The sequence below is a fragment of the Rhodopirellula sp. SH410 genome (assembly GCF_055811895.1).
Genome location: NZ_CM147949.1, coordinates 1554499 through 1571850, shown reverse-complemented (window position 1 = coordinate 1571850; position 17352 = coordinate 1554499). Strand labels below are relative to the sequence as shown.

Sequence of the window (17352 nt, the reverse complement as noted above, 5' to 3'; positions counted from 1 at the left end):
GGTTTCAGAGAAGAGTGAAATGTTCAGCCCAGAAGGGCGGGATGCGAGCTACCAGTTTAATCAGCGATCAAGATTTCCCTAGATAAAATGGTCGGCACTCGTTTGAAACACCATTTCTGTGGTTAAGTTTCGCGGAAGTTGCGGGCTATGCGTGCAGATTCGAGCGGCGACGAGGTCGAAAATCAGGCCGCACGAGGCCCTAAAGCTCAATCCCGCCCGTTGTCAGTGCGAACGTGATCAGCATGCACAACCACACCACATCCAAGAAATGCCAATACAGAGCGGTGAAATCGACCGGCCAATGACGTTCGCGATCATACCGTCCCAATGCCGTCCGCACGCCCACAATGCCCAACGCCAAAACGCCGCCCGCAACGTGCAGGGCGTGCAAAAACGCGAGCACCACGACCATCCCCGCGACGCCTTTGCCCGTGCCTCCCGCCAGTGCCGGTCCCGCCAGCAGGTCCAACATCGAACGGTACTGAATCACGATAAAAATGACCGCCGCGAGGGCTGCAACCGCAATCAAGAACGCAGTGAAAAACCGCTTGTTTCGTCGCACCGTCCGCGTCGACACATGCAACACCACGCTGATCCCAATCAGAAACACCGTGCTCGTCAAGAAACTCGCCGGCAACTCCACATCCGTCTGAGGATCGCCCTGACGCGACTCCGCATAGATCCCATAGAGCAATAGACTCGATAAGAAAAAGACCAGCAGCGTGCTTAAGAACAACCATCCGCCTTGACGGTAACGCAGATCCGGCGGCAGTCGGGCAATAGAATTTGGCAAGGAGATTTCTAGATTTCAGGAGGTCAGTACGAGCGGGCGGCGAGGAATGAGCCCCGCCGCGGCGGCTCCGTTTCATTTTGCGCCCCCAGTCAGCATATGAACAGATGCAAAGGCTCTCGGCATCATCACCGGCTGCCGATTTCTGCTCAAAAACTCGCACGCGGGTGATCGGGGCGGAGACTTCGCACCGAACTCACCAAAGACGGTCGCCAAATCCGCTCACCCGATCCCATGTACTCGCGTCCCCCCCCACACGACCGCGCGGTTCCCTTGTAGAATGCAAGCCATCCATTCGAAACCACCGAATGATGCACAACCATTTCTCCGATTAGACCGATTGATGCCGCAAATTGACTCGCTGACCGTGCAGCAGATGCAAACGTTTTGTCGCGTTTTCGAATGCGGAGGATATGCCAGCGCGTCGGAGGCGTTGGGGATGGCGGGTCCAACAATCTGGGAGCAGGTGAAGACGCTCGAGAAGATCTACCAGAGCAAACTCTTCGAACGATCAGGGCGCAATATCGTTCCCACCCCCAGTGGGCAAATGCTCTACGAGATGCTGCGTCCCCTGTTGGCGACGGTTTCGTCAACCTTCGATCGTCTGGCCGAGCAAGACGGCGGGCCGCTACCGCAAATCACCTTGGTGACCGGAGCGCGCATGATGATGGATGATCTGGGTTCCCCCTTCAAAAAATTTCAAAAGGTGTGTCCCGGCACGACATTGCGGATCAAAACCGCGGACAATCTCGCAGCTCAGCAAATCATTTTGGACTCCCTGGCCGACTTGGCTCTGATGATCGAGCCGCCCCAAGATTTCAGAAGAGCGGGAATCGAATACGAGACACTTTATCCGCTGGAATACCTAATCGCATTGCCAGCACGCCATCGCTTGGTCGGAATTTCAAACGTGGGACTTGCGGAATTAGTGTCCGAACCAATGATCGTGGGCAGTCCGCATACGATCGGACGCAAATTACTCGATCAGGCTTTATTTCGATTGGGGATCCCGGGACCGCTCCATATTGTCGCCGAAACCGACAACAGTGCGGCAACCCTCGCATGCGTCCGAGCGGGTCTAGGCGTCGGCATCATCGCAGGTCGAACCGACGGTCAACTTACTCGGCAAATCAAAACAATCTCGCTTGCTCATCAACTGGGCAAGGTGAACGTTGTCGCCGCATTCCGGGAGGGTCGAAAGCTCACCGACACTCTCCGCGTGCTGGTGGACCTCATTGGCAATAACAGTCAGTGATTGCCATCGCGTTTAAGATTCGCAAACAAGGCGGACGGGCCGGTCGTTCCGCTCGCAAATCGAGCGGACTGCGTAGCTGCTGCGGTCCCTCATGATGCCCCGTTGCGAACCTCCCCGCTCGCTCGACGAACGCGTCTCAATAGTCAATCACCTTGTCGGCTTCGATGAAGAGTTTGCCGAGCATTGGGGTGGTCGCGATTTGGGCGTTGCGTTTGAGTCCCGGGTCGGTGATATGGGCTGACTTGGCACAGTGCGGGCAGACGAGAACCGTGCCACCACCAACAGCGAACTTCTCATAGAGTTCGGCCAGCGGCGGGGAGTCAGGTCCCCACGTGAAGTTCAACTCTTGCTTCCGTTCGGCGAGGCGGACTCCCTCCAAGTCGACAAAGATCGTGACGTCGGCACCGTATTCTTGCATCAGGTTGGCAACTTTCACGGCCATGAAACAGCGGTGGAGGTCGTCAGTGAAATGAGACAAGTGAACGACGACTTTCTGTCCCTTTCCATCGACGACTGGACCATCTTGGGCGACCGCGGGTTGGGCGTTCAACGCTGAGATGAGCGCAGCGCAAATCAAGCTGACTCGGAACAATGGGGATGCAAAACGCATGGTGGGCTCCTGGAGTGGGGTAGGGTGGGTGGGACTCGGTTGGTTTGATTTTCAAGGTCGTTGGCAAATGTCATTTGCAGCTCAACGACGACCACTGCGCCGCTGTGCACTGTGCGTCGATGACCGACAACTGCGCGTGCCGCTCACTACCAATCGACGAAGCGATCAAAAAGGGAGCGTGCCCCCGTCACATGATCGCTTCGGCGTGAGGCCATTACCGCTGGACGACGCTCGTCGGATACCAACCGGGCAAGCACCGAGCAAGGGTCTGTTGCATTGGGTCGACCGAACGCTGCGGCGTGATGGTTGCGACCACCGCGCCAGCACAGTGGTGATTTTCGATGGCCTGCGAGGTAGCGATGAACGCCCGCAGGACATCTCCGATGAAATCGATGCTCTAGACAGCTGAATCGAGTGTTGCCTTGAGCATCATGACATGGGCCATGACCGTATGATGATGTTTTTTCATGCGTTCATGAGCATCCCGCAGTTGTTGATGACGCGTCGCTTCTTCAGCGTGATCAGCAACCGATTTCGGGGTGGGATCGGTTTGATCTTTGCAATCAGCAGCGACGCTATGTTCGTGCTGCATCGTATTGGCTTCATGAGAGTCAAGCTGATCGACGTGTGATTCCAGTGCGGCATTGTGCTCGGTCAATCGCTCGACGATTCGGTTCAGTTCGTGGAGTGCCGTTTGATGACCTTGTTGCCAATTCTCAATGTCATCTCTCCACATGGCAACATCACTCTCCCATTGGCGGTGATCGTGATGCATGGATTCGTCGCTGACCGATACGGTTTGCTTGGACATCGAAAGTGCTCCTTAAAAGCGGGGTAGTGAGAACAATGAACGTTGTCAGTAGGACATTGCACGTATTGTGCCAGAGTGGCGTTGTGTCACTCTGGCTAGAAGATTCAGCGAGTTCACCCCCTCACCGTCGCGCAGCGTGGTGAAGAGAGGTGACGGGGTACGTCGAGAGCAGGTCCGACTCGCACGCGGAGCGTCCATCACTCTTGATTCCATTTCCAGTTGCGAATTTCGGGCATGTCTCGGCCCTGCTGATTGATGTACCGGCGATGCTCAACCAACTTGTCCTCGAGTCGTGCTTTCAATCGCTGGCCTTGCTCACCGGTTTGTGGCAAACGGTCGATCACGTCCATCACCAAATGAAATCGATCCAGCTCGTTCAAGACCGTCATATCGAACGGCGTGGTGATCGTGCCCTCTTCCTTGTAACCACGAACATGGATGTTGTTGTGGTTGGTGCGACGATAGGTCAACCGATGGATCAGCCACGGATACGCATGGAACGCGAAAATCACATGTTTATTTTGAGTAAACAGCACGTCGAACTGGTCATCACTGAGCCCATGAGGGTGCTCCGATTTCGGTTGTAGACGCATCAGGTCGACGATATTGACCACTCGGACTTTCAGGTCCGGCAGTTCCTCCCGGAGGATCGAAACGGCGGCCAATGTTTCCAAGGTTGGAACATCCCCACAACACGCCATCACGACGTCTGGATCGCCACCGCAGTCATTGCCCGCCCAGTCCCAAATACCGATCCCCTTGGCACAGTGCTCGACGGCCTCATCCATCGTCAACCACTGCGGTGCGGGATGCTTGCCCGCGACGACGACGTTGACGTAATGCCGACTTCGCAAGCAGTGGTCCATCACCGACAGCAGGCAATTCGCGTCCGGCGGCAAATACGCGCGTACGATCTCCGCTTTCTTATTGACGACATGGTCGAGGAAGCCAGGATCTTGGTGCGTGAATCCGTTGTGGTCTTGTCGCCAAACATGGGAGGCGAGCAAGTAGTTCAGAGACGCGATTTTGTGGCGCCATGGCAAATGGGAGGTCACCTTCAACCACTTCGCATGCTGATTGAACATCGAATCAACGATGTGAATGAAGGCTTCGTAGCAGTTAAAAATCCCATGGCGGCCGGTCAACAGGTAACCTTCCAACCAGCCCTCGCATTGATGCTCGCTGAGCATTTCCAGAACTCGGCCCGAGGGTGCAAGGTATTCATCAGTCGCAACCGTCTTCGCATCCCATTGCCGCTCGGTCACATCGAAAACGGCTTCGAGCCCGTTGGACAGGGTTTCGTCGGGGCCAAACACACGAAAGTTTTTGTGGTCGTCGTTCAACTTAATGATGTCGCGAATGAACTTGCCCGTGACATGCGTGTCACCGATGCCTAGGCAACCTCGTTCGGATATCGGAACCGCGTAGTCCGTGAAATCCGGGACCCGCAATTCACGCAGCAGGCGGCCGCCGTTGGCGTGAGGGTTCGCCCCCATCCGCCGATCACCCTGGGGTGCGAGTTCCGCGATTTCGGGTAGCAACCTCCCCGTTTCATCGAAGAGTTCCTCAGGGCGATAGCTGCGCAACCACTCTTCGAGCTGACGTAGATGATCCGGCCGGGTGGCGGGGTCGGACAGCGGGACCTGGTGTGAATGAAATGTGCCCTCAATGGGCACGCCGTCCACAAATTTCGGCCCCGTCCATCCCTTGGGCGACTTCAGTACGATCATGGGCCAGCGTGGGCGAGTCGTGTCACCGTTTTCGCGAGCGTTACGTTGGATGGCCTGAATCTGCTCGACAGCCGTGTCCAACGCCTCTGCCATCGCAGCATGCATCAGCATCGGATCGTCGCCCTCAACGAAGATCGGCGTCCACCCGTAGCCTCGCATCAGTTGCTCGAGTTCCTCATGTTCGATGCGCGCTAGGACGGTAGGGTTGGCAATTTTGTATCCATTCAAATGCAAAATCGGTAAAACGGCGCCGTCGGTTGCCGGGTTCAGAAATTTGTTCGAGTGCCAAGCCGTCGCCAGAGGCCCCGTCTCCGCTTCACCATCACCCACAACACACGCGACGATCAATTCCGGATTGTCAAACACGGCACCGAACGAGTGGCTGAGCGAATAGCCGAGTTCACCGCCTTCGTGAATCGAACCGGGGCACTCGGGCGACGCGTGGCTGGGGATGCCGCCAGGGAACGAAAATTGGATGAACAACCTTCGCATCCCCGCCTCGTCCTGGCTGATGTGGGGGTAGATCTCACTATAAGTCCCCTCTAAATATGTATTTGCGACAACCGATGGCCCGCCGTGGCCGGGACCGGAGACATAGATCATGTCGAGGTCGTGTTGCTTGATCATCCGATTCAAGTGCGCGTAGATGAAGTTCTGCCCCGGCGTCGTTCCCCAGTGCCCCAGCAGCATATGCTTGATGTCGTCGATCTTCAGCGGCCGTTTCAGCAACGGGTTGTCGTAAAGATAGATCTGCCCGACTGACAAATAGTTCGCCGCTCGCCAATAGGCGTCGATCGTATGCAATGTCTCAGGGGCAACCTTCGTTGATTCGACTGTCTCACTCATCGCTATGTCTCTCTCGGTTTGATTGGGATGCGTCATGATGCTTAGGCAATCTCTGTACCACTGCCCATCGCAAAACCGTTTCGCCGATGTTTGAGTGTCCATTGGCATGCGGACCGTTTTCGGACCCTGTGATCTTCGTGGCAGCCTGTCATCGCACGCACACCAACTGTGCGTTGCTGGACAAATCAAGTACGGACGGGCGCTGCAATCAAACGCCACGCCACGCAGCCCGTCTCGTTCGCGGCACGGCAACTGCATAGAGAGAACAGAAGAAGGCTGGCATCTGATCTCGCCCCATCCGATCTCGCTCCCAATCGATCTCGCTCCCAATCGTTCGCTCACCATGAAACCTTCACTTGACAAGCTGCTCGAAGATATCAGGGAGCTGGAAGCCTTAGTCGGTGATAAAATTCACCAGACCCAATCAACACTGACATTCGAGTTGGATCGTGGGCGGGCGGTCTTCTCGCCAGAAGTGAAAGCACTTCATCGAGCAAAGGCTCGCCAGGTTTGGCGGACGGTTTGGGAATCTCCGATATCGATGCTGTTAACCGCGCCGGTGATCTACTCGCTGATCATTCCGCTGGCGCTGCTGGACCTCTTTATCAGTGTCTATCAACGGATTTGTTTTCCGATATACCACATCCCCCGAGTGTGTCGCAGTGAGTACGTCGTGATCGACCGGCACGTGCTGAGCTATTTGAACGTGATCGAAAAGCTAAACTGTGTCTATTGCGGATATGGCAATGGAGTGCTGGCCTTTGCACGAGAAGTCGCTGCCCGCACCGAGCAGTACTGGTGTCCGATCAAACACGCCAAGCGAAGCAAAGGTTGTCACCATCGGCAGTGCTTGTTCTGCGATTACGGCGATGCAGACGGGTTCCGTCGCGACTATGCCACGCTGCGAGAGCGATTTGACGACATCGGCGAACACGACCGTTCGACGTCGAACCCGGTGATCCTGCCCATGCCCGAGCAGACACAGACATAGGATCGTGCGACCATGAGGGTCCAATTTTGTGAAGGCAGCACCCGCCGCCGACAATTCCGACCGTGGCTATGATCCGCCCGGCCCTTCGCTGAACTTTCGCAGCGTTCGGCTTTGTCGTTTACCCCCAATGCGTGAGCACATACGGGCGGCGTCTGAGCGATCTCGCACAGTCGACCGCACGCGTCTTGGTCAGTCCGATCAAAACTCGCCCCTTCGACCGAATCATACGTCTTTCGCAGAACCCCAGTGACCCCCAGCAACACGGTCTTTCAGTACTCGTCGCAACGTGTTGTTTTTTTGCCCCTTCCGCAGAATTCGGTATATCGCGACGGGGGGTACTGAACCAAACATACTTGGCACGGGCACTGCATCATGGCGTCGTTGGCGTCATGGTATCGTTGGCGTCAGCGCGTCGTTGGTGCCACCATTTTCATCCTGTCCCTGCAAACCCTTGGTAGGTAATTTTCAATGAATGCTTGGGAGCAAGCCGAAGGGTCGCCGTTCCCGCTCGGTGCGACTTGGAATGCGGACAAGTCGACGTTCAACTTTTCGATCTATTCGCGGCATGCGACCACGGTGCGTCTGTTGCTGTATCGACGCGACGACCTGGTTCATCCAGCCCGCGAGGTGACGCTCAACTACTTACGCAATAAATCGGGCCCCATCTGGCACTACCGGATCCACAACGACCCCTCGGAGGACTGGGCTTACTACGCGTACCGAGTCGACGGGCCAGCTCCGCAAGCGGGCTACGATTTCCACGACTTTGACTTCGAAAAGATCCTGCTCGACCCGTACGCCAAAGGGGTCTTCTTTCCCGAAACGTTCTCACGAAAAGCCGCGTGCAGGCCGGGGTCCAATGCCGGCCAAGCACCCTTGGGAATCTTGCCAAACCAGTTTTGCGATTTCGATTGGCAAGACGATACTTCATTACGACATGGCAGCGACTTGGTGATCTACGAATTGCATGTTCGCGGGTTTACGATGCACCCACATTCGGGTGTCCCAGAATCGCATCGTGGCACCTTCTTAGGCGTCGTCGACAAGATTCCCTACTTGGTCGACTTGGGTGTGACGGCCGTGGAATTGATGCCCATCTTCCAGTTCGATCCGGACGATGGAAACTATTGGGGATACATGCCGCTGAACTTTTTTGCGCCGCACCATGCGTACGCCACCGATCCGGTCGCATGCAATCAGCAAAAGGATTTCCGCACGATGGTCAAGGCGCTCCATGCCGCTGGTATCGAAGTCATCTTGGACGTGGTTTTCAACCACACCTGCGAAGGTGATCACCATGGGCCGATCTACAGTTGGAAGGGGCTCGATAGCAGTTCGGCGTACATGATGACAGGCAACCCCGCTGCTCCCTATGCGAACCACAGCGGCACGGGTAACACGTTGCACACAGCCAACCGGGCGGTGCGGCGAATGATTGTGGACAGCCTGCGGTTTTGGGATTCGCACATGCACGTTGACGGATTTCGCTTTGACCTCGCGTCGGTCTTCACTCGAAACAGCGACGGCACGATCAACTTGACCGACCCGCCGATCGTTAGCGAAATCGGGACGGATGCCGATCTGAGCGATGATCGATTGATCGCCGAACCTTGGGATGCCGACGGCGAGTTTCAACTCGGACAGCGATTCCCCGGACAGCGATGGATGCAATGGAACGCTCATTACCGCGACACTCTGCAGCGTTTCGTACGCGGTGATGGCGGCATGGTGCCGGACCTGATGACGCGTTTGTACGGTAGTTGTGATCTGTTCCCCGACGATTTGCCGCACGCGTTGCAGCCAGCGCTGAGTATCAACTACCTGACGTCACATGACGGCAGCACGCTCTACGACTTAACCGCCTACAACGAGAAACGTAACTGGGCCAACGGCAACAACAACACCGACGGAGCGAACGAGTTCAGCTGGGATAGCGGCTGGGAAGGTGACGATGGCGTGCCGCCCGAAATCCTGCAACTTCGTAAGCAGCAGGTCAAGAATTTCATCTGTCTGTTGATGCTATCCAACGGCACACCGATGTTTCGCATGGGCGATGAGTTCTTGCAGACCCAAGGCGGCAACAATAATCCGTATAACCAAGACAACGAAACCACCTGGCTGGATTGGGACCGGCAGCGGCAGCACGCCGACATCTTCGAATTCGTTCGTAACATGATCGCGTTTCGCAAATCGCACCCCTCGATCAGCCGTTCTCGTTTCTGGCGTGACGACGTGCGGTGGTACGGCACGGGACGTTTGGTTGAGATGTCGCCGGAGTCCCAGCAACTCGCTTACTGCCTGCATGGGGAATCCCAAGACGACGTCGACATCTACGTGATGATCAACGCGGGCCCCCACACGATCGAATTTGGCGTTCAAGAATGGGCGGCTGGAAAGTGGCATGTCGCCTTCGATACCTCGTGCGCATCATCGACTGACCCGATCGAAAACACAGCAAGTCAACCTCTCGAAAGCCCAACGTTGGATGTGGGACCGAGGTCCGTCATCGTCCTCGTCGAACGCCGGCAGCCTGTTGATTGAGCCGAATGCCGTAAGACAGCCAGGTGACGCGAGGCACCCCGGTAACGCGAGCCACCCCTGGTAACGCGAACCACCCGGCCGCTTACGCGACTCGGCTCAGGAGATCAACGCGTCGCTAGACGTTCGACGACTGATTTAAAACCGTCCATACCCTGCAAAATCGCAGCGCCGCGAGCGTCAACATCCGCTTCGACAGACTCGCCGAACGTCGTATAGCGTCCGTCGGGATCGTCGAATGTGATCAAAAGCTCGGGGCCATTCGTGTTTCCCGACGCCACAAACCAAATATCATCGCCGCCCTCATCGAGCGATACCACGAACGTGTACGTACCGTCACCTTGGAGCATCGATGTCACGGGAATCGTCACCGCATCACCGAGACCAACACGAACGTTCTGTTCTGCGATGAGCTCGGTCGGTTTCGGGGCTGATTCCTTCGTCAATGTCTGATGGTTCCAATCTGAATGGGACCCGCGATGCACCCGCAACTTGCCACCGCCCGCATCACCGCCGACGGTCAAGCGGAGTTTGGCATCGAGAATACTGGGCGGTAGTCCCTGGAGCTTGAATTGAATCAGGCTCGTGCGACGTTTCCCTTCGACCTTCAGATGCTGATCGTTAAGTACCTTGTTTCCCTCGATACAGACATCGTCAATCGGGAGTATGCGCCGCGTCACTCTGGCCTGGAACGGTTCCACGGTGATTTCCAGCGTAGACTCGGCGTTCTGTTTTCCATCGCTCGCGGTCAGTTTCAAGACATACTCGCCGGCTCCCTGGAGGCGGACCTTGGTCGCCTGCGCGGTCGCGTCATCGAACTCGACAGCCCCCGGGCCGCTGATCTTGGTCCACTGAGATGTTAAGTCACTACCTGGTTTGGCATCGTCGCTCACCACTCCTTTGAGATCGATCGTGACGGTGTCTGCTGCGCGTGGCAACATGATTGTCACATCCGCCCCCACCGTGACACCGGGGGCATAATCACGATTGGAATCGCCAGGGCGGACAACCGCCAACCAATCCTGCCCCGGATCGCTGGGCGGATCGCCGAGCATGACCTTGCCACCCCCGCTGACGACCTGGGTCGACCCCGATTGCAGTGGTCCACCACTACGGGGATTGAACCACATGACTTCGAAGACGCCCTCGGCATCGGATAGATCAAGTGTCGCTTGCTCGACTTGCTTGCAGAACACCAAGTACAACTTCCCTGGATCGCAGAGACAGTAGGAATTTTTGCTGGCAAACTTCTCGTCGGCGCTCTTCATATTCCAGAACGGGATTTTGTTGTCTGCAAAAAACGCGAGAGCAATTCGGCTCTGCTCCCACATCTTCTCTCGCACACGATAGTCTTCACAGGTCAGATCACTGTGCGGGTGGCTGTAACCAAAGTACCATTCCACGCCCGCACCCCCGGCCATGAGATTTCCCCAGAGAGCATTCTTCCTCGCATTGTCGCGTGTCGGGTCTTCGGCATCGGTGACCAATGAATGCTGGGCATCGCCGGGCTCGTCGCAGGCCACCACCCAGGGCTTTCCCGCCTCGTCCGAGCGACGGATGTAGTTGAGCGTGGCGCCATGCACGTTGCTGAAGTCCGCTTGATTGGTCTGCAAGGAGAACCCCGTCAGCGCCGAGGCATCTCCGAGAAGGTCATAGTGGTTGTTTCCGTTATGAATCACGATCGGGTGCTGGTAAGGATCGTGCGTCCAGAAGTAATCCGCCCAATCCTTCTTTTTCTGCGTGCTTACTTTATGTCCCAACCCAACCTCCTCGCCCAGGTTCCAGTTGAGGGCGAGATGATGGGCGAAGCGGGCAATGATCTCGCGATAGTACAATTTCCGTTGCGGTCCGACATTTCCGTTATCGAGCAGGTTGACGTTCTCCGCTTCCTGTGTCTTGAAGTGCAGGTGCATGCCGAGATGGGTGCCGTGAGCGAAGACGGTTTCCCATTGATCCATTCGCGAGCAATCGATCCGGTCTCGTTCGCCATAGGTCGTGTAAGGGAACACATTTCGATCATCACCATCGATATTGAGGGTCAGGAACGAGAATGAGTTCAGTCCTTGCGAGGCGAGATAGTTGACCGCGCCGATGATTCCCTTTCCCTCCCCGTCCTGCCATGTCGGATCACCAGACTTCCAGTCCTGAATGTGAGGAGCCCAATCCTTGATGAGGTTATCCTTCTGGCCATCGGTTTTGAAATCGCCATCAAATTCGCGGTAGGCGAGGAAATTTTCAGGGGCATCCGCTCCGGCCTTCAGAAAGAACTCACCATCCCCCGCAAACTGCAAGTGATGCTTGCCAACATAATTCAGCCGTCCCTTGCCGCGGAAGTCACGTCCCGTTTTGTCCGTTGGGAGAATCGTCATCGTCCCGCTGAATCCATCGACCCCATCAACGGGGCTTCCTGCGTCGGGGAGATCCGAAATGGCGACATCAGAGCCCTGCCGGAAGGAAACGTTGTAAGACCACTCACCGGGATGATCCGGGGCAAGGTGCACTCGCCACTTGTTTCCCGATGTCGCCGACGTATTGGCGGCATCACCATCGGCAGCAAAATAACCGGGAACGACATAGGTCAGTCCCGATTCGGGGTGGTCAAACGTGACCTGCATTCGAAAATCGAGGAACGGGTTCGGATCCCCGTCTTCCGATGCCTGTGGCCCGTCGAGCGTCAACGTGACCTTATGCCATTGTCGCAGTTCCCCGCTGAGCGTCACGTCGGTTGCGTTGGCCGCACCTGCCAACAGCAAAGCGACCCCACCGAGCAGTGCCCTGAATCCGGAAAGACGCGCCACCTTCATCTCAAACGATTGGATCATCACCGATACCTGTCTGTGCCTTGATTGATATAAAACGATTCATCTTATGAATGCGTCCCCAACGAAAGAACGTTCGCTGGAGACCGACAACACCATGGCCGCACCATCGACCAGGATATCCCTTGCCAAGCCCTGCCGAACATTCCTTCGGCAGGGACGCTTCTTTGATAACATATCGGATACTGGAGCGATGCCTTCAAAAAAACTTCCACTGGACTCCCGCGCACCCTTCCGTCGGATGATGCGAACGATATCGTCGATATCGGCGACGATTTTTTCGACGACGATCGGCGTATTGTCGTTACGAATCTCCTCGAACAATTCCGTGAGTGCGGCTTTGCCTTGGTCTTGGACGACTTCCGGAGGCGTTGCCTTTTCGTCTTGGGCTAGACGCAGAATCTCTTTGAGGAACTTGCGACTATCGTCGAGGCCCTGGTCATACCGTTCCTTTAGCTTTTCGAGCCGTTCGCCCAGTTCGACGAACATCGGACCGCCTGCGTGCTTGCGGAGGCGGGCGACCAACTGCAGGGCGACCTTTCGGGCTCGACCTTTCGCCTCTTCGACCATGTCGGCGTCCACGGCCAATGCATCAAGGCCGTCGGTGACGCTTCCTTCCCGGGCCGAACAAAATCGGATCGTGTCGAAGGTGTCAGTCCTGATGTCGCAGTGTGACGAGTTGTCGGCGCGATTGCGTTCTCGCCAGTCCACCACCGAAGCCGTCTTAACCGCCCTCATTCATCAGATTCTGAAAGGAACGGACGATGAATGATGAAGATCTGATCGCCGCGTACACCAAGGTGGAAACAACAGATGACTCGATCATCATTCTGGTAATGAAAGTGTCATGGGACGGACCACACACCCCTGTTGGGACTTGGGAAACCGCATGTATGTTACCAAAAGATGTTGCACCCGAAGCGATCCAGCGTGCGAAGGAGAAGACGTTACATGACGAACGATTCTTTCGAGTCTGCTCCGAATGCGCTCGGCGTCAACTCAACGGTCACATGATGGCAGACTACTGCCAGAGCTGCGGCACACAGAATCACGGGATCATATTTTGATGTCGGTTTTCGTGTATCATTCCCAGAAGGGGATCGTGGCGAAGGTGTCCGCGTGAGCGCATTCCCACGATGCTTCATAGTCAGAATAAGGAAATTTCCATGCCCAAAGACGTTTGAGCTAACCCACGACAACACGCATTTGGAAAGTCGCATGCCCGCCAAGGCGTATTCGACGAGGGACTTGTCATGATCGGTACACAACAAGATGCCGATCGGCGGGTTGTCGTCTTTGCTTCGCACATTGCGGTCGTACCAACTGACGTATGTGTTCAACTGGCCGATGTTTTCATGACTGAATGATTCGAGCTTGAGTTCGACAAGCACGTGGCACTTGAGGATGCGGTGGTAGAATACGAGGTCGATGAAGTTGTGTGTGTCGCCGATCAGGATGCGTTTCTGGCGTGCTTCGAAACAGAACCCTTGCCCGAGTTCGAGCAGAATGGCCTGCAACTTGCTGAGCAGTTGGTCTTCCAGATGCGATTCGCTCATCACCTCAGCGGGACGCAGGCCGAGGAACTCGAAGATGTACGGGTCGCGAATGACAAGTGCCGATGGCTGAGTTTCGGCGGTGGCTGCGGTGAGCTGATCCAGTTTCCGTTTGTTGGTAGACAGTTCGCTGCGTTCGTACAGCAGGCTGGCGATCTGCCGCCGTAGTTCGCGGACGGACCAGACTCCAGAGATGCATTGGGCGGCGTAGAACTCGCGTTTTTCGGGGGTGTCCAGAGCGATTAGTTCAGCGATGTGACTGAAGGCCAGCTTGGTGATGATGTCGGACGCGGAAACGGATTTCTGTGAGTCCCGAATTGGATCGCTAGAAATGGGAGACGGTGTCTCCCGAATGGGCTCGTCTGACCCGAAGTCATTAACTGGCAGTAGTTTGCGGAATTCGGGAGACAATGACTCCCGAATGCTCGGATAGGCCTGGTAGAATTTCCGATAGCGACGCAGTTCCCTTGCTTCGCTGCGGCTGACGCCCGCTTCCCCCAGTTCTTCGGAGAGCCGGTTGAGCAATTTGTCGCCGTAAGCGGCTCGATCTTCGCCGTTTTGTTCGTACTGGTGGATGTAGTAACCGATCAGCCAGTTGCGGGCCGTCAGGCTGATGTTGACCGCCCGGGATGCGTGGCTTGCCAATCGCCCGTCGACGATCTGGATGGTGCTAAGCAGTTCGGTGAACTGAGCTGGCGTTGTGAGTTGAGTGTTATCGGGCACGGCTACCTCCCACCGCCCGATGAGGACAGCGCGGCGGCGAGTTCGCTTTTGAGCTGGTCGACCGTCTGGCGGCTGGCGGCTGGCGGTACGGATGGACTCCAGTTCGGCGAGTAACTCATCGGGATCGCCAGGACCGGTGTCGGAGTTGTGTGGGTTCTTGATGTCGAGGTTGTAGCCGTTCTCAATGATTTCGGCCGCGGTGAACCCCCGCGAAGTGGACTGTCCCTTGACGATCACGCGACCGTCAGTGAACGTGACCTCTTCCCGGACTTGTAACAGCAAATCCCAGCCAGCGTTACAGATCGCCGGGGTTATGAACTTGGTGCAAATGTCCCGCTCGGTTAGTGAGCGTTTGTCGATTGAAGCCATTTTTCAGCCGACACAATCGGCAACCAGCAGCGGTGAGACGGGAGGGGTAAAACGAATCGAGATCTAACATCTCTCAAGGTCCTAGCGGATCCGAACGAAAAGTAAGAGGAACTGCTCAAACCGCAGCAGCAGTGTAGTAGGTTTCAGTTGACTGGTGTTGCACGATGCAGCGGTGGAAGAGCCGAACGCCCGCAGGGTGCAGCGTCGGCAGGGTCTATCCCGAGACCTCAAGGGTTCTGGCACACCGACCACCTGGGTGGCTTAGATTAATGGATGACTCTCCACGTGCAGTGTTCTTCGTCGAAGTGGAGGAAAACGCACCGTGTTCAGATACTAGATGCCCTCAAACCCCCTGTTTTCGACCCTATTTTGGTAGGCGAAACATGTAAACACCTCCCAGCTCTCACGTGGGCCCTCCGAGTGTTCGGGTTCCACTGTGAGCTAACTTCGTGGCAGTACTTTTGCGATTGTGAACTGGCGTAAAGAAGCCCGTTTTCACGCAGCTGGATCCTCTGGGTAAATACCCAAGGGCCGCACAGAAATACCCGAAATCTTCGCAGATGAGTGCGTTGGACTGCATCTAGTTGCAAACGCCAAAAATGCTGCTAACAACACCTCACGCCTATAAGCAAACGCGTGATTTCAGGCTGTCACGGGTTCGGCCCGTCCAACCGGCGAGCTATTTCAATTCGATCGCGAGTATTTCCCCTTCGGTCGCCGATAGGGTTCGACGGCAATACAGCGTCCCCGCGGCGAACGCGGGCAGGGATCGATAGATGCCCACGGGCAGTTCGGTTTCGGCCAGACTGCGAAACTCGTTGGGATCCGCGGCGAATAACACCAACCGTCCACCGACCGCCTGAGCCAGTACTCGGTCGCCGACACCGATCAAATGGGCCGTCCCAAAGCCGGGCTCTTCCCACATGACTTTCCCATCGGACCATCGTGCACACATCAACTCGCCCGTGCCGTAGTCTTCTCGTCCGGTGATCGCATATAGGAAGTCTTTCGTGTGCACCGGAGTTGCATATTGGCTGCTAATCACATCACGCGAACTCCACAGATCCACTGGAGGACGGACGGACATGTCGAGCATCCGGCAGCCAACACCATAGGCAGCAGTCACAAACAGTTTGTTCTGATCGACCAGTGGTGTGGCGGCGTTCACTGTTGGCCCGCGTTTACCGAATTCGATTTCGGACAAGACCTCACCCGTCGCCGGATCGAACATCACGATTTTCAATCGCAGCACTGCCACCACGCGTGTTTCCCCGTTGATTTCAATCGTGACCGGAGAGGCATACGCCGCCTCCTGATCGACGGCGGTCCACACCGTCTTGCCATCACGGATGTCGACGGCGACAAGCCCCGCTTGATTCTCGCCCCCCACAGGCACGATCAACGACTGCCCAACCAAGAGGGGCGAACCGCCCGCTCCGAAGTAACCATCGTCTGCGCCGTAGTCCGTGCGCAATTGGCGTGACCATTGAGTTTTCCCGTCGCTCACCGAGACCGCGTGCAGGTCACCCGCGGCGCCGTAGACAAACACCTGTTCGTCGGTGACCAGCGGCACCGCGCGAGGACCGCGATCCGGATTGACCCCGCCCCGATAAATCGCAGGAAATTCGGCTCGCCACAAGCGTTGACCGTCTGGGGCGGACAGACAATCGAGCAACTCGGAGTCACTCTCGCGGTGCCAAAGAAAGACCCGATCATTCGCCACGGCAACGCCGGAGTAACCCGCCCCGCATTTCACCCGCCAGCGAATGGTAGGCTGCCCCTCCCAAACGGAAACCGATTCATCGACTGCCTGCCCATTGCGATCGGGCCCCAGTATCTGCGGCCAGTCACCCGCAACGGCGGGTTTCGCGGTTCCAACGGCCAACACGAATGCGACCAGCAGGTGAAAGCACGGGAGCATGTGAGGGGGGCGGGGTAAAGATCGATTCATGACCAAGCACCTGTCGATACGTGTTTCAATTGAATGAGCCCTTTTGGCGCTAGCCACGATTGTCGCAGAAATTGCAAACGGATCGACATGTGCTTAGCTCGCAGTGAGGCGGTGCCGGAGTGACACGGGTCTACGAACCTATCCGAAACGAAGCCGTCGATCTAGCAACCTGCTGATCCCTCGATCAACAACGATCCCATTGACGAGGGCCCTCCGCTGATCAACGGATCGTTGGATTTCAGTAGCCCCTCCGACAGTCCCGGCTCAGCGAGGTCCCCTCCGCGCAAGCAAACGAGCACAATGCCGTTGCACCGCCGGGCCTCATCGGGCCGCGACCTCGACGGTGCACGCGGCGAGCGAGGCCAC

At 56.5% G+C, this 17352-nt stretch carries 12 protein-coding genes; 4 read left to right on the top strand and 8 right to left on the bottom strand.

Translation table 11 applies throughout. From position 1 onward, the window contains the following. Positions 1 to 199: 199 nt before the first annotated feature. Positions 200 to 793: a cytochrome c oxidase subunit 3 gene (locus tag SH410x_RS05905; RefSeq protein WP_473675495.1), complete on the bottom strand. Its 594-nt coding sequence runs from the start codon at positions 791 to 793 to the stop codon at positions 200 to 202. A 340-nt stretch (positions 794 to 1133) separates the two neighbouring features. On the opposite strand from SH410x_RS05905, the gene SH410x_RS05900 reads away from it, so the two are divergent. Further along, positions 1134 to 2045 (top strand): LysR family transcriptional regulator, encoded by a 912-nt coding sequence (locus SH410x_RS05900; RefSeq protein ID WP_473675493.1) that lies wholly within the window; start codon positions 1134 to 1136, stop codon positions 2043 to 2045. Positions 2046 to 2181: 136 nt separating this feature from the next. On the opposite strand, the gene SH410x_RS05895 is transcribed toward SH410x_RS05900, so the two are convergent. Next, positions 2182 to 2655 (bottom strand): DsrE family protein, encoded by a 474-nt coding sequence (locus SH410x_RS05895; protein WP_473675491.1) that lies wholly within the window; start codon positions 2653 to 2655, stop codon positions 2182 to 2184. Between the two features lie 67 nt (positions 2656 to 2722). On the opposite strand from SH410x_RS05895, the gene SH410x_RS05890 reads away from it, so the two are divergent. Further along, positions 2723 to 3064, top strand: coding sequence for a hypothetical protein (locus SH410x_RS05890; RefSeq protein ID WP_473675489.1), 342 nt, complete (start codon positions 2723 to 2725; stop codon positions 3062 to 3064). Here SH410x_RS05890 and SH410x_RS05885 read toward each other — a convergent pair. Both SH410x_RS05885 and SH410x_RS05880 read right to left on the bottom strand, forming a co-directional pair. Continuing rightward, positions 3053 to 3466, bottom strand: a complete 414-nt coding sequence (locus SH410x_RS05885) for a hypothetical protein (protein WP_473675487.1) — start codon at positions 3464 to 3466, stop codon at positions 3053 to 3055. The two genes, SH410x_RS05890 and SH410x_RS05885, sit on opposite strands and share 12 nt — an antisense overlap. 197 nt (positions 3467 to 3663) lie before the next feature. Then, positions 3664 to 6042: a phosphoketolase family protein gene (locus SH410x_RS05880; RefSeq protein ID WP_473675485.1), complete on the bottom strand. Its 2379-nt coding sequence runs from the start codon at positions 6040 to 6042 to the stop codon at positions 3664 to 3666. Positions 6043 to 6385: 343 nt separating this feature from the next. Here SH410x_RS05880 and SH410x_RS05875 point away from each other — a divergent pair, with 343 nt between their 5' ends. Beyond that, complete coding sequence (locus SH410x_RS05875; protein WP_473675483.1) at positions 6386 to 7033, top strand: hypothetical protein; 648 nt, start codon at positions 6386 to 6388, stop codon at positions 7031 to 7033. 468 nt (positions 7034 to 7501) lie between these two features. Beyond that, positions 7502 to 9574 carry a glycogen debranching protein gene (locus tag SH410x_RS05870; RefSeq protein WP_473675481.1) on the top strand — a complete coding sequence of 691 codons (2073 nt, stop codon included), beginning with the start codon at positions 7502 to 7504 and terminating at the stop codon, positions 9572 to 9574. Between the two features lie 104 nt (positions 9575 to 9678). Here SH410x_RS05870 and SH410x_RS05865 read toward each other — a convergent pair whose 3' ends face one another. The 4 genes from SH410x_RS05865 to SH410x_RS05850 all read right to left on the bottom strand — a co-directional run bounded on the left by SH410x_RS05865 (position 9679) and on the right by SH410x_RS05850 (position 16986). After that, entirely contained in the window at positions 9679 to 12393 is a 2715-nt protein-coding gene (locus SH410x_RS05865) for a DUF5060 domain-containing protein (protein ID WP_473675479.1), read from the bottom strand. A 39-nt stretch (positions 12394 to 12432) separates the two neighbouring features. Next, positions 12433 to 13128 carry a hypothetical protein gene (locus SH410x_RS05860; RefSeq protein WP_473675477.1) on the bottom strand — a complete coding sequence of 232 codons (696 nt, stop codon included), beginning with the start codon at positions 13126 to 13128 and terminating at the stop codon, positions 12433 to 12435. Between the two features lie 209 nt (positions 13129 to 13337). Then, positions 13338 to 14666 (bottom strand): PDDEXK nuclease domain-containing protein, encoded by a 1329-nt coding sequence (locus SH410x_RS05855; RefSeq protein ID WP_473677251.1) that lies wholly within the window; start codon positions 14664 to 14666, stop codon positions 13338 to 13340. Between the two features lie 1048 nt (positions 14667 to 15714). Further along, on the bottom strand, positions 15715 to 16986 hold the full coding sequence (locus tag SH410x_RS05850; protein ID WP_473675475.1) for a PQQ-binding-like beta-propeller repeat protein: 1272 nt from the start codon (positions 16984 to 16986) through the stop codon (positions 15715 to 15717). Between the last annotated feature and the right edge of the window lie 366 nt (positions 16987 to 17352).

Coding starts and splice junctions, on each gene's coding strand:
- SH410x_RS05900 (WP_473675493.1), top strand. CDS start 1,134: ATGCCGCAAATTGACTCGCTGACCGTGCAGCAGATGCAAACGTTTTGT.
- SH410x_RS05895 (WP_473675491.1), bottom strand. CDS start 2,655: ATGCGTTTTGCATCCCCATTGTTCCGAGTCAGCTTGATTTGCGCTGCG.
- SH410x_RS05890 (WP_473675489.1), top strand. CDS start 2,723: ATGTCATTTGCAGCTCAACGACGACCACTGCGCCGCTGTGCACTGTGC.
- SH410x_RS05885 (WP_473675487.1), bottom strand. CDS start 3,466: ATGTCCAAGCAAACCGTATCGGTCAGCGACGAATCCATGCATCACGAT.
- SH410x_RS05880 (WP_473675485.1), bottom strand. CDS start 6,042: ATGAGTGAGACAGTCGAATCAACGAAGGTTGCCCCTGAGACATTGCAT.
- SH410x_RS05875 (WP_473675483.1), top strand. CDS start 6,386: ATGAAACCTTCACTTGACAAGCTGCTCGAAGATATCAGGGAGCTGGAA.
- SH410x_RS05870 (WP_473675481.1), top strand. CDS start 7,502: ATGAATGCTTGGGAGCAAGCCGAAGGGTCGCCGTTCCCGCTCGGTGCG.
- SH410x_RS05865 (WP_473675479.1), bottom strand. CDS start 12,393: ATGATCCAATCGTTTGAGATGAAGGTGGCGCGTCTTTCCGGATTCAGG.
- SH410x_RS05860 (WP_473675477.1), bottom strand. CDS start 13,128: ATGAGGGCGGTTAAGACGGCTTCGGTGGTGGACTGGCGAGAACGCAAT.
- SH410x_RS05850 (WP_473675475.1), bottom strand. CDS start 16,986: ATGAATCGATCTTTACCCCGCCCCCCTCACATGCTCCCGTGCTTTCAC.